At 73.0% G+C, this 12012-nt stretch carries 10 protein-coding genes; 3 read left to right on the top strand and 7 right to left on the bottom strand.

The annotated features are described in order from the left end of the window. Window positions 1-72: 72 nt before the first annotated feature. Window positions 73-1503, bottom strand: a complete 1431-nt coding sequence (gene argH / locus ACFCY7_RS37055) for an argininosuccinate lyase (RefSeq protein ID WP_376490480.1) — start codon at window positions 1501-1503, stop codon at window positions 73-75. Between the two features lie 229 nt (window positions 1504-1732). Between argH and ACFCY7_RS37050 the strand changes: the two genes are divergently transcribed. Then, entirely contained in the window at window positions 1733-3061 is a 1329-nt protein-coding gene (locus tag ACFCY7_RS37050; protein WP_376490479.1) for a hypothetical protein, read from the top strand. A 10-nt stretch (window positions 3062-3071) separates the two neighbouring features. After that, on the top strand, window positions 3072-3764 hold the full coding sequence (locus ACFCY7_RS37045) for a L,D-transpeptidase (RefSeq protein ID WP_376490478.1): 693 nt from the start codon (window positions 3072-3074) through the stop codon (window positions 3762-3764). 17 nt (window positions 3765-3781) lie between these two features. Here the strand turns inward: ACFCY7_RS37045 and ACFCY7_RS37040 are convergent, their stop codons facing one another. The 6 genes from ACFCY7_RS37040 to ACFCY7_RS37015 form a co-directional block, all read right to left on the bottom strand. After that, on the bottom strand, window positions 3782-4312 hold the full coding sequence (locus ACFCY7_RS37040; RefSeq protein ID WP_376490477.1) for an arginine repressor: 531 nt from the start codon (window positions 4310-4312) through the stop codon (window positions 3782-3784). 7 nt (window positions 4313-4319) lie between these two features. Further along, on the bottom strand, window positions 4320-5519 hold the full coding sequence (locus tag ACFCY7_RS37035; protein ID WP_376490476.1) for an acetylornithine transaminase: 1200 nt from the start codon (window positions 5517-5519) through the stop codon (window positions 4320-4322). Beyond that, on the bottom strand, window positions 5516-6421 hold the full coding sequence (argB, locus tag ACFCY7_RS37030) for an acetylglutamate kinase (RefSeq protein WP_376490475.1): 906 nt from the start codon (window positions 6419-6421) through the stop codon (window positions 5516-5518). The genes ACFCY7_RS37035 and argB overlap by 4 nt, the downstream gene beginning before the upstream one ends. Beyond that, a complete protein-coding gene (gene argJ / locus ACFCY7_RS37025) occupies window positions 6418-7584 on the bottom strand; it encodes a bifunctional glutamate N-acetyltransferase/amino-acid acetyltransferase ArgJ (RefSeq protein ID WP_376490474.1) in 1167 nt (388 codons plus the stop codon). The genes argB and argJ overlap by 4 nt, the downstream gene beginning before the upstream one ends. Beyond that, window positions 7581-8609: an N-acetyl-gamma-glutamyl-phosphate reductase gene (gene argC, locus ACFCY7_RS37020; protein ID WP_376490473.1), complete on the bottom strand. Its 1029-nt coding sequence runs from the start codon at window positions 8607-8609 to the stop codon at window positions 7581-7583. Before argC ends, argJ begins: the two co-directional genes overlap by 4 nt. A gap of 120 nt (window positions 8610-8729) precedes the next feature. Further along, entirely contained in the window at window positions 8730-10229 is a 1500-nt protein-coding gene (locus ACFCY7_RS37015) for an FAD-dependent monooxygenase (RefSeq protein WP_376490472.1), read from the bottom strand. Window positions 10230-10520: 291 nt separating this feature from the next. Between ACFCY7_RS37015 and argG the strand changes: the two genes are divergently transcribed. Then, on the top strand, window positions 10521-11966 hold the full coding sequence (gene argG, locus ACFCY7_RS37010) for an argininosuccinate synthase (RefSeq protein ID WP_376490471.1): 1446 nt from the start codon (window positions 10521-10523) through the stop codon (window positions 11964-11966). Window positions 11967-12012: the final 46 nt, after the last annotated feature.

Here is a 12012-nt window from a genome sequence, read left to right as displayed (position 1 = left end):
CCGGAAGGGGCGGCGGCTCGGTGACGTCGGAGTCCCCGTACGGACACTCCGCACGGGGGCTCCGTACGGGGACTACTTCTGCTTGGCGGTGGCCCAGGCGTGCTGGATGACCAGGTCGGCCTTGACCTCCACGAGCTGGACGGCGACGGCGGAGGGGGCGGTGCCGCCGCGGCCGTCGCGGGAGGCGAGGGCGCCGGGGACGTTGAGGACGGTGCGGACCTCGGGCGTGAGGTGCTCGGAGATCTTGGCGAACTGCTCGTCGGTGAGCCCGTCGAGCTCCTTGCCCTCGGACTCGGCGACCTTGACGCACTCGCCGGCGACCTCGTGCGCCACCCGGAACGGGACGCCCTGCTTGACCAGCCACTCCGCGATGTCCGTCGCGAGCGAGAAGCCCGCGGGTGCCAGCTCCTCCATGCGCTCCCGGTTGACGGTGAGGGTGGCCATCATGCCGGTGAAGGCGGGGAGCAGGACCTCCAGCTGGTCGCAGGAGTCGAAGACGGGCTCCTTGTCCTCCTGGAGGTCGCGGTTGTACGCGAGGGGAAGTGCCTTGAGGGTGGCGAGGAGGCCGGACAGGTTGCCGATGAGGCGGCCGGACTTGCCCCGGGCCAGCTCGGCGATGTCCGGGTTCTTCTTCTGCGGCATGATCGACGAGCCGGTGGAGAAGGCGTCGTGCAGGGTCACGAAGGAGAACTCCTTCGTGTTCCAGATGATGATCTCCTCCGCGATCCGCGAGAGGTTGATGCCGATCATCGCGGTGATGAAGGCGAACTCGGCGACGAAGTCACGGGAGGCCGTGCCGTCGATCGAGTTGCCGGCAGAGCCGCGCTCGAAGCCGAGGTCCTTCGCGACCGCCTCCGGGTCGAGCCCGAGCGAGGAGCCCGCGAGGGCGCCGGAGCCGTACGGGGAGACCGCGGTACGGGTGTCCCACTGCCGCAGCCGCTCCGCGTCCCGGGAGAGGGACTGGACGTGGGCCAGGACGTGGTGGGCGAAGAGCACCGGCTGGGCGTGCTGGAGGTGCGTACGGCCGGGCATGGCGACGTCCGGGTGTGCCTCGGCGAGGCCGACGAGGGCGTCCTGGAGCTCGGCGACGAGGCCGCCGATGATCCGGGCGTGGTCCCGCAGGTACATCCGGAAGAGGGTGGCGACCTGGTCGTTCCGGGACCGGCCGGCGCGCAGCTTGCCGCCGAGGTCCGGGCCGAGGCGCTCCAGGAGGCCCCGCTCCAGGGCGGTGTGGACGTCCTCGTCGGCGATGGTGCCGACGAAGGAGCCGTCGGCCACGTCCGCCTCCAGGCGGTCGAGACCGGCGAGCATCCGGGTCAGCTCGTCCTCGGTGAGCAGGCCGGCCTTGTGCAGCACGCGCGCGTGGGCGCGGGAACCGGCGATGTCGTACGGCGCGAGACGCCAGTCGAAGTGGACCGACGCGGACAGCTTCGCGAGGGCTTCGGCGGGGCCGTCGGCGAACCGGCCGCCCCAGAGCCGGACGTCACCGTTGTTGCTGCTCACAGCTGCTGCTCCTCAGGAGAGTGGATGGACTGCCGCCTCCCGGCCCGGGCCTGGGACGGGGAGACGGCCTGTTCAACGCGTGCGGGTCACGCCAGGTCGCGCCGGGCGGCGAACACGCGCCCTCCGGTAGGCATAACTATGCGATCCTCCGTATGTTTTGTCAATCGCCTCCCGGAGCACGCCGTAATCCAGCGGCGCTCCCCCATGCTCCCGGCCTAGGCTCCCGCCCATGCCGACCAGCGCGCTCGACGACGTCACCGACCTCCTCGCCCAGGCACTCCGGGGCTCCGACGCGGGCGCGTGGATCGACCTCGACGAACACCTCCGCGCGACGCTCCGACGGGGCGGCCCCACCGCGGCGGCCCCCGCCCGGTCCCCGGCCGCCGCGGAGCGGGAGCCCGGCGTCGCCGAGCTCGCCGCCGCCCTCTGCGGTCCCGACGGCCGGGGCAGGGAGGCCGCCCTCCCCTGGGCGGGCCGCTCCCCCGAACTCCTGCCGCTGGTCGTGGTCCGGTGCGCCGACTGGGCCGAGCCGGTACGGGTACGGGCGCGCGCCGAACTGGTCGCGGCGCTTCCGGAGCTCGCGCCCGAGGCCCTCGAACGCCTGACGGCCGTGGCCCTGCGCACCGGGGGCCGGCGGCACGGGGGCGCCGCGCGCGAGTTGCTGACCGCGCGACTGCGGGAGGGGCCCGAAGCCGGTGCGGCCGCCCTGCTCGGCAGCGGCGACCGGGCCGTACGGCGGCTCGCGCACCGGATCGCCGTCGAGCGCGGCCTGCTCTCCCCCGCCCGCCTGGCGGAGGTCGCCGCCACCGATCACGACGTGGTCGTCCAGGACCTGTGCGCGAACGCCGCGCTCGCCGCGACGGGCGACGCGGTCGGCGAAGCCGTCCTCGGCCCCTTGCTGCGCTCCCGATTCGGCCGGGCACGGGCGGCGGGCGTCACGGCGCTGCACCGGGCCGGGCGGGCCGACGAGGCGGAGCCGTTCCTCTGCGACCGGTCCGGGCTCGTCCGCGCCTGCGCGCGCTGGACCCTGCGGCAGGCCGGGACGGACCCCGTGCCGCTCTACCGGGCCGCCTGCGCGGCCGGGGACGCGGTGCCCTCCGACGCCCCGCTCGGCCTCGCCGAGTGCGGCGACCGGGCCACCGACACCGAGACGCTGTGGGCCCTCACGGAGCACCCGCGGCCCCGGGTACGGGCGAGCGCCGTGGCGGGCCTGCGCGTGCTCGGCGCCGCCCGCCTCTCGCGGCTGGCGCCGCTGCTCCGCGACGACTCCCCTCGGGTCGTGCGCGAGACCGCGAAGGCCCTGGCCCCGTGGGCGGACCACTTTCCGCCCGACGCGCTGCTCCCCTCGGCGAGACTCCGGGTCGTATACGAAGCGACGGACGAGGAACCGGGCAAGGAGCCGGAGACGGAGACGGATCCGCAGCCCGAACCCCGGCCGCAGCCGGCCGGTCGGGCGCGCCTGGCACTCCGTGTGCTCCGGCTGCTCCGCCTCCCTTTCGGGCGCCGTCCGCCCGCCGAACAGCCCCGCGGGGCGGCGGAGAGGGCCGTACGGACCTAGCGTCGCCGTCATGCGCACTCTGCTCGTCCTCGGCGCCGCCCTGCTCTCGCTGGGCGGCGCGCCGGCGCCCGCGCCCGTACCGCTGCCCGAGCGGATGGCGGACACCGGCGGCGGTTCCCAGCTGATCACTGCGGAGGCCGCCGGGACGGGCGCCACCACGGGCACCGTCACGTGGTGGGACCTGCGCCGCGGGCGATGGGTGGCGGCGGGGTCGGCGCCCGCCCGGTTCGGGGCGAACGGGCTCGCGGAGGGGGTCGGACGGCGGCAGGGGACGAACACCACGCCCACCGGGCTCTACCGGCTGCCGTACGCCTTCGGGGTGCGGGCCAGGCCCGCCGGGACGCGCTTCCCGTACGCCCGGGTCACCGAGCGCTCCTGGTGGTGCCAGGACAACGACGCGCGCGCGTACAACCGTTGGGTCGAGGGGCTGCCCCGGGACTGCCGGGCGGCCGAGGCCGAGCACCTCGTCGCGTACGGCACGCAGTACGCGCACGCGCTCGTCATCGGCTTCAACTACGACCGGCCCGTGCGCGGGCGCGGGGCCGGGATCTTCCTGCACGTCAACGGGCGCGGGGCGACCGCCGGTTGCGTCTCCGTGCCGGCCGGGGCGATGCGCGCGGTCCTCGCCTGGGCGGATCCCGCGCGCCGACCGCACATCGCCGTCGGAACGCGGGGCGGTCCGACGGCGATCACGCGCTACTGAGCCCGGGGCCGCCGGGGTTACTTCTGTGCCAGCTTCAGCAGGTGGTCGGCGAGCGCCTGGCCGCCCGTCGGGTCGCGGCTGATCAGCAGGAGGGTGTCGTCGCCCGCGATCGTGCCGAGGATGGCGTGCAGTTCGGCCTGGTCGATGGCCGACGCGAGGAACTGTGCCGCCCCCGGCGGGGTCCGCAGGACCACCAGGTTGGCCGAGGCCTCGGCGGCGATCAGCAGTTCGCCGGAGAGGCGCCGCATGCGCTCCTCCTTGGCGGACTCGCCCAGCGGGGCCTGCGGGGTGCGGAAACCGCCCTCGCTGGGCACGGCGTAGATCAGCTCGCCGCCGGTGTTGCGGATCTTCACCGCGCCGAGCTCGTCGAGGTCCCGGGAGAGCGTCGCCTGGGTGACGCTCAGCCCGTCGTCCGCGAGGAGCTTGGCGAGCTGGCTCTGCGACCGCACCGGCTGCCGGTTGAGGATGTCGACGATCCTGCGGTGGCGTGCGGTACGGGTCTGCGGAACGGACGGCCCTCCGTGCTCGTTCTCCTGCGCGTCGGTCATCGTCGTCTCATTCTCCGCTTCGTCCTTGCCCGTTCGCCACGTCGAGGACTCCGGGCAGGGCCTGGAGGAAGGCGTCCGCCTCGGCGTCGGTGAGGAGCAGCGAAGGCATGATCCGTACGACATCGGGGGCGGGCGCGTTCACCAGGAGGCCGGCGTCCTGAGCCGCCTGCTGCACCTGCGGTGCGAGGGACTCCGTGAGCACGATACCCAGCAGGAGGCCCGCACCACGGACGTGGGAGACCAACGGGTGGCCCAGACCCTCGATTCCCTGGCGCAACCGCTCCCCGACCGCCTTCACGTGGTCGAGGGCCGCGTCGGCGCCGAGGGTGTCCAGGACGGCGAGTCCGGCGGCGCAGGCGACCGGGTTCCCGCCGAAGGTGGTGCCGTGGTGGCCGGGCCCGAAGAGCTCCGCGGCCTCGCCGAAGGCGACGGTCGCGCCGAGCGGCAGGCCGCCGCCGAGGCCCTTGGCGAGGGTCACGACATCCGGCTCGACGCCCTCGTGCGCCTGGTACTCGAACCAGTGGCCGCACCGGCCGATGCCGGTCTGGACCTCGTCGAGGACGAGGAGGGTGCCGGTGGCGCGGGTGATCTCCCGGGCGGCCTTGAGGTAGCCGGCCGGCGGGACGACGACGCCGTTCTCGCCCTGGATCGGCTCGATGATCACGAGGGCGGTGTCCTCGGTGACCGCGGCCCGCAGCGCCTCGACGTCCCCGTACGGCACGTGGGTGACGTCGCCGGGCAGCGGCAGGAAGGGGGTCTGCTTGGCGGGCTGGCCGGTGAGCGCCAGCGCTCCCATGGTGCGGCCGTGGAAACCGCCCTGGGTGGCGACCATGTGGGACCGGCCGGTGAGCCGGCCGAGCTTGAAGGCGCCTTCGACGGCCTCGGCTCCCGAGTTGCAGAAGAAGACCCTGCCGGGCCGGCCGAAGAGGCCGAGGAGCCGCTCGGCGAGCCTGACGGGCGGCTCGGCGACGAAGAGGTTCGAGACGTGGCCGAGGCTCTGGATCTGGCGGGTGACGGCCTCGACGACCGCCGGGTGGCCGTGGCCGAGGGCGTTGACGGCGATGCCGCCGACGAAGTCCAGGTACGCGTTGCCGTCGGCGTCCCAGACGGTGGCGCCCTCACCGCGGACCAGCGGCAGCCGGGGGGTGCCGTAGTTGTTCATGAGGGCGCCCTGCCACCGCTGGGTCAGCTCCGTGTTCCCGCTCATTTCGCCCCCTGATCGTCCGGCACGACCATCGTGCCGATGCCCTCGTCGGTGAAGATCTCCAGCAGGATCGAGTGCTGGACCCGTCCGTCGATCACGCGGGCCGTGGTGACCCCGTTCCGCACGGCGTGCAGGCAGCCCTCCATCTTGGGGACCATGCCGCTGGAGAGGTCGGGCAGCAGCTTCTCCAGTTGGCTCGCGGTGAGCCGGCTGATGACCTCGTCGCTGTTCGGCCAGTCCTCGTAGAGGCCCTCGACGTCGGTCAGGACCATCAGGGTCTCGGCGCCCAGCGCCGCAGCGAGTGCCGCAGCCGCCGTATCAGCATTGACGTTGTAGACATGTCCGTCGTCCTCGGAGCGGGCGATCGAGGAGATGACCGGGACCCGGCCGTCCTCGAGGAGCGCCTCGATGGCGCCGGTGTCGATGGCGGTGATCTCGCCGACCCGGCCGATGTCGACGCGTTCGCCGTCGACGAGCGGCCGGTGCTTGACGGCGGTGATGGTGTGGGCGTCCTCGCCGGTGAGGCCGACGGCGAGCGGGCCGTGCTGGTTGAGCAGCCCGACGAGCTCGCGCTGGACCTGGCCGGCCAGGACCATCCGCACGACGTCCATGGCCTCCTCGGTGGTGACCCGCAGGCCCGCCTTGAACTCGCTGACGATGCCGTTGCGGTCCAGGGCGGCGCTGATCTGGGGGCCGCCGCCGTGCACCACGACCGGCTTGAGGCCGGCGTGGCGCAGGAAGACGACGTCCTGGGCGAACGCGGCCTTGAGGTCGTCGTCGATCATGGCGTTGCCGCCGAACTTGATGACGACGGTCTTGCCGTGGTGGCGGGTGAGCCAGGGCAGGGCCTCGATGAGGATCTGTGCCTTCGGGAGGGCGGTGTGCTTCCGCGCGGTGTTGGTCATGACGAGTACGCGCTGTTCTCGTGGACGTAGTCGGCGGTGAGGTCGTTCGCCCAGATGACGGCGGACTCGGAGCCGGCGGCCAGGTCGGCGGTGATGGTGACCTCCCGGAATCGCATGTCGACGAGGTCGCGGTCCTCGCCGACGGAGCCGTTGCTGCAGACCCACACGCCGTTGATGGCGACGTTGAGCCGGTCGGGCTCGAAGGCGGCCCGCGTGGTGCCGATGGCGGAGAGGACGCGGCCCCAGTTGGGGTCCTCGCCGTGGATGGCGCACTTGAGGAGGTTGTTGCGGGCGATGGACCGGCCCACCTCGACGGCGTCGTCCTCGGTCGCCGCGTTGACCACCTCGATGCGGATGTCCTTGCTGGCGCCCTCGGCGTCGCCGATGAGCTGGCGGGCGAGGTCGTCGCAGACGGCCCGCACGGCCTCGGTGAACTCGTCGGGCGCGGGGGTGGTGCCGGAGGCGCCGGAGGCGAGGAGGAGGACGGTGTCGTTGGTGGACATGCAGCCGTCGGAGTCGACCCGGTCGAAGGTGACGCGGGTGGCGCCCCGCAGCGCGCCGTCGAGGCCCGCCGCGTCGACGTCGGCGTCGGTGGTGAGGACGACGAGCATGGTCGCGAGGCCCGGGGCGAGCATGCCCGCGCCCTTGGCCATGCCGCCGACCGTCCAGCCGTCCTTCGTCACGACGGCCGTCTTGTGCACGGTGTCGGTGGTCTTGATGGCGATGGCGGCCTTCTCGCCGCCGTGCTCGGAGAGTTCGGCGGCGGCCACCTCGACGCCGGGGAGGAGCTTGTCCATGGGGAGCAGGACGCCGATGAGGCCGGTGGAGGCCACGGCGACCTCGCCCGCGCCGACGTCCGTGCCCTGCTTGCTCAGGACCTCGGCCACCTTCTCGGCGGTGGCGTGGGTGTCCTGGAAGCCCTGGGGGCCGGTGCAGGCGTTGGCGCCGCCGGAGTTCAGGACGACCGCGGTCAGCTCGCCGTCGGCGAGGACCTGCTGCGACCAGAGGACGGGGGCGGCCTTGACGCGGTTGGAGGTGAAGACTCCCGCGGCGGCGCGGCGGGGCCCGGCGTTGACCACGAGGGCCAGGTCCGGGTTGCCGTTCGACTTGATTCCGGCGGCGATGCCCGCCGCCGTGAATCCCTTCGCTGCGGTGACGCTCACGGAGCGACTCCAATCGTGGAAAGTCCGGTGCTCTCGGGGAGCCCGAGGGCGATGTTCATGCTCTGCACCGCACCGCCTGCGGTGCCCTTGGTGAGATTGTCGATGGCGCTGATGGCGATGATCCGGTTCGCGGCCGCGTCGTGCGTGACCTGTACCTGAACGGCGTTGGAACCGTAGACGGACGCCGTGGCCGGCCACTGCCCCTCGGGGAGCAGGTGCACGAAGGGCTCGTCCGCGAAGGCCTTCTCGTACGCGGCCCGGACGCTCTCGGCGGTGACGCCGGGCTTGGCGGCGGCCGTGCAGGTGGCGAGGATGCCGCGGGGCATCGGGGCCAGCGTGGGCGTGAAGGAGACGGTGACCCGCTCCCCCGCCGGACCGCTGAGGTTCTGGATCATCTCGGGGGTGTGGCGGTGTCCGCCGCCCACGCCGTACGGGGACATGCTGCCCATGACCTCGCTGCCGAGCAGGTGCGGCTTGGCCGCCTTGCCCGCACCGGACGTGCCGGACGCGGCGACGATCACGGCCTCCGGCTCGGCGAGGCCGTTCGCGTACGCCGGGAACAGCGCGAGCGAGACCGCGGTCGGGTAGCAGCCGGGCACCGCGATGCGCTTGGACCCCTCCAGCGCGGCGCGGGCGCCCGGCAGCTCGGGGAGACCGTAGGGCCAGGTACCGGCGTGCGGCGAGCCGTAGTACGTCTCCCAGTCGGCCGGGTCCACGAGCCGGAAGTCGGCGCCCATGTCGACGACGAGCACGTCCGGCCCGAGCTGCTCGGCCACGGCGGCGGACTGCCCGTGCGGCAGTGCGAGGAAGACCACGTCGTGGCCCGCCAGCTCCTCGGCGGTGGTCGGCACGAGCACCCGGTCGGCGAGCGGCAGCAGGTGCGGCTGGAGGCTCCCGAGCCGCTGGCCCGCGTTCGAGTGGCCGGTCAGGTTCCCGATCTCCACGTGCGGGTGTCCCAGGAGCAGGCGCAGAAGCTCTCCGCCCGCGTATCCGCTCGCGCCCGCCACTGCTACTCGTACCGTCATGGAAACCCTCCTCATGGATGGCATGACTATACGTGTGTCCGCAGTTTTATGCAACGACTATCCAGCCAACCTGCCGGCCGCACGTGACCGCCGACGGGCGCACCCGGGAAGGGGCGGGGCTCAGTCCTCGGCAGGGCCGAACCATCGGTTCAGATGGCGGGTGAGGTCCTGCTGGTCCTCGCCGATCCAGGCCACGTGGCCGTCGGGGCGCAGGAGCAGGGCGGGGGCGTCGAGCTCGTCGCCGGGGCCGAACCCGTGGCCGGCGGCGGCCTCCGCGGTGCCGCCCGCGTCCACGCCGGCACCGATCTCCTCGACGGCGCCGACGACGTGGTCGACGCGGTCCCTCCAGCCTGCCACGGAGAGCAGGCCGGTGCGGTCGACCAGGAGGCCGCGGCCGGTGCGCAGCAGCTCGAAGAGGCGGCCGTCCTTCAGCTGCAGGTCACGGAGGCGGCGGCCGAGGAGGGCGGGGCCTTCGCCGAAGTCGTAGCGGACGTCGACGGCGGTGATGAGGCCGGTGACGTAGCGGTTCACCTCCTCGAAGTCCATGAGCCGGGCGAAGAGCTCGCGGAGCGCGGTCGCGCCGGGGTCGGTGCCGAGGAGGGTGATCTGCGCCCGGGTGTTGTCGAGGACGGCGGCGCCGACCGGGTGGCGTTCGGAGTGGTAGGTGTCGAGGAGGCCTTCCGGTGCCCAGCCGTTGACCTCGGCGGCCAGCTTCCAGCCGAGGTTGAACGCGTCCTGGACGCCGAGGTTGAGTCCCTGTCCGCCGGTCGGCGGGTGGATGTGCGCCGCGTCGCCCGCCAGGAGCACGCGGCCGACGCGGTAGCGCTCGGCCTGGCGGGTGGCGTCGCCGAACCGGGAGAGCCAGCGGGGCGAGTGCGCGCCGAAGTCGGTGCCGGCGACGGCCCGCAGCTGCTGCTTGAACTCCTCCAGGGTCGGCGCGGCCGTACGGTCCTCGGACACGCCGTCGGCGGGCGCCACGACGCGGTGCACGCCGTCGCCGATGGGGGCGACGCCGAACCGGAGCTGGGTCCTGCGCACCTCGGCGACGACGGCGGCGACCGTCTCCGCGTCCGCCGTCAGCTCCATCTCGCCCAGCAGCGTCTCGACCCGGGCGGGCTCGCCGGGGAACCCCACCCCGATCAGCTTGCGCACCGCGCTGCGGCCGCCGTCGCAGCCGACGAGGTAGCGCGAGCGCAGCGACGTGCCGTCCGCGAGGTCGACGGTCACCCCTTCCCCGTCCTGACTCAGCCCCACCACCTCCCGGCCGCGCCGGATGTCGACGCCGACCTCGACGGCGTGCTCCTCCAGCAGTCGCTCGGTGACCGGCTGGGGCGTGGCGAGGCCGTAGGGGTGGGCGGTGTCCAGGCGGTCGGGCCACGGCTTGGCGATGCCGCCGAAGAGACCGCCGACCCGGAACTTCTCACTGACGGCGAGGAACCGGTCGAGCAGGCCGCGCAGGTCCATCAGCTCGACGCTGCGCGCGTGCAGCCCCTGACCGCGGGACTGCCCGGTCGGCCCGGTCAGCTTCTCCAGGACGACCACGCCCACGCCGGCGAGCCGCAGCTCGGAGGCGAGCATGAGGCCGGTCGGTCCGCCGCCGACCACGATCACGTCAAACATTCGGAAACCCCGTTCGAAGAGAAGATCAGGAGTGGCGCCCGGGCAGCCGCGTACACCCGTGGCGTACGCAGCACGGACTTGCGTTTCCGCAGGTCCTGGCCCTGGCCGACCATTCTGGAGCACCACCGGGGCCTTGCCGCAAGACCCCCTGTGCGCTATACCTTGAGAGTGGCAAGGGGTGCGGAACTCCTTGCCTTTTCTTGTATGTCGGCAGGGGTTCGCGGAGCCCCCGCCCCGGGGTGCCACGCACCCGGCGTTGCATGACCATGCGGAATGATGCATACTCTTCCTATGTCCAAGGTCCTCACCTCCCTGCCCGCCGGCGAGCGCGTCGGCATCGCCTTCTCCGGCGGCCTCGACACCTCCGTCGCGGTCGCATGGATGCGCGACAAGGGCGCCATCCCCTGCACCTACACCGCCGACATCGGCCAGTACGACGAGCCCGACATCGCCTCGGTGCCCGGCCGAGCCAAGACCTACGGCGCCGAGATCGCGCGCCTGGTCGACTGCCGCGCGGCGCTGGTCGAGGAGGGCCTTGCCGCGCTCACCTGCGGCGCGTTCCACATCCGCTCGGGCGGCCGCGCCTACTTCAACACCACCCCGCTCGGCCGCGCCGTCACCGGCACCCTCCTGGTGCGGGCGATGCTCGAGGACAACGTCCAGATCTGGGGCGACGGCTCGACCTTCAAGGGCAACGACATCGAGCGGTTCTACCGCTACGGCCTGCTCGCCAACCCGCACCTGCGGATCTACAAGCCCTGGCTGGACGCGGACTTCGTGACCGAGCTCGGCGGCCGCAAGGAGATGTCGGAGTGGCTGCTCGCCCACGAGCTGCCCTACCGCGACAGCACGGAGAAGGCGTACTCCACCGACGCCAACATCTGGGGCGCCACCCACGAGGCCAAGACCCTGGAGCACCTGGACACGGGCGTCGAGACCGTCGACCCGATCATGGGCGTGAAGTTCTGGGACCCCTCGGTCGAGATCGCCACCGAGGACGTCACGATCGGCTTCGAGCAGGGCCGCCCTGTGACGATCAACGGCAAGGAGTTCTCCTCCCCCGTCGACCTGGTCATGGAGGCCAACGCCATCGGCGGCCGCCACGGCATGGGCATGTCCGACCAGATCGAGAACCGGATCATCGAGGCCAAGAGCCGCGGCATCTACGAGGCCCCCGGCATGGCGCTGCTGCACGCCGCCTACGAGCGCCTCGTCAACGCGATCCACAACGAGGACACCCTCGCCCAGTACCACAACGAGGGCCGCCGCCTCGGTCGCCTCATGTACGAGGGCCGGTGGCTCGACCCGCAGGCCCTCATGGTCCGCGAGTCCCTCCAGCGCTGGGTCGGCGCCGCCGTCACCGGCGAGGTCACGCTCCGGCTGCGGCGCGGCGAGGACTACTCGATCCTCGACACCACGGGCCCGGCCTTCAGCTACCACCCGGACAAGCTCTCCATGGAGCGCACCGAGGACTCCGCGTTCGGCCCGGTCGACCGGATCGGCCAGCTCACCATGCGGAACCTCGACATCGCCGACTCCCGCGCCAAGCTGGAGCAGTACGCCGGCCTCGGCCTCATCGGCGCCGGCAGCCCCTCCATCGGCGCCGCCCAGGCGGCCGCCACCGGCCTGATCGGCACCATGCCCGAGGGCGGCGCCGAGGCCATCGCCTCCCGCGGCGACGTCGCCGACGACGACGAGATGCTGGACCGCGCCGCCATGGAGTTCGGCACGGACTGACCCGCACCTCCGCCACCCCGACGGGGCCGGCCCGACGCCACTGGCG

The organism is Streptomyces sp. NPDC056361 (assembly GCF_042262805.1).
In the GTDB taxonomy this organism is placed as follows: Bacteria; Actinomycetota; Actinomycetes; order Streptomycetales; family Streptomycetaceae; genus Streptomyces.
Note: the sequence above shows the minus strand (reverse complement) of the source record. Positions and strands in the feature narration are given on the sequence as shown.

Excerpts from the sequence above, each read along its gene's own strand:
- ACFCY7_RS37050 (WP_376490479.1), top strand. The coding sequence starts at position 1,733 with ATGCCGACCAGCGCGCTCGACGACGTCACCGACCTCCTCGCCCAGGCA.
- ACFCY7_RS37045 (WP_376490478.1), top strand. The coding sequence starts at position 3,072 with ATGCGCACTCTGCTCGTCCTCGGCGCCGCCCTGCTCTCGCTGGGCGGC.
- ACFCY7_RS37040 (WP_376490477.1), bottom strand. The coding sequence starts at position 4,312 with ATGACCGACGCGCAGGAGAACGAGCACGGAGGGCCGTCCGTTCCGCAG.
- ACFCY7_RS37035 (WP_376490476.1), bottom strand. The coding sequence starts at position 5,519 with ATGAGCGGGAACACGGAGCTGACCCAGCGGTGGCAGGGCGCCCTCATG.
- argB (WP_376490475.1), bottom strand. The coding sequence starts at position 6,421 with ATGACCAACACCGCGCGGAAGCACACCGCCCTCCCGAAGGCACAGATC.
- argC (WP_376490473.1), bottom strand. The coding sequence starts at position 8,609 with ATGACGGTACGAGTAGCAGTGGCGGGCGCGAGCGGATACGCGGGCGGA.
- ACFCY7_RS37015 (WP_376490472.1), bottom strand. The coding sequence starts at position 10,229 with ATGTTTGACGTGATCGTGGTCGGCGGCGGACCGACCGGCCTCATGCTC.
- argG (WP_376490471.1), top strand. The coding sequence starts at position 10,521 with ATGTCCAAGGTCCTCACCTCCCTGCCCGCCGGCGAGCGCGTCGGCATC.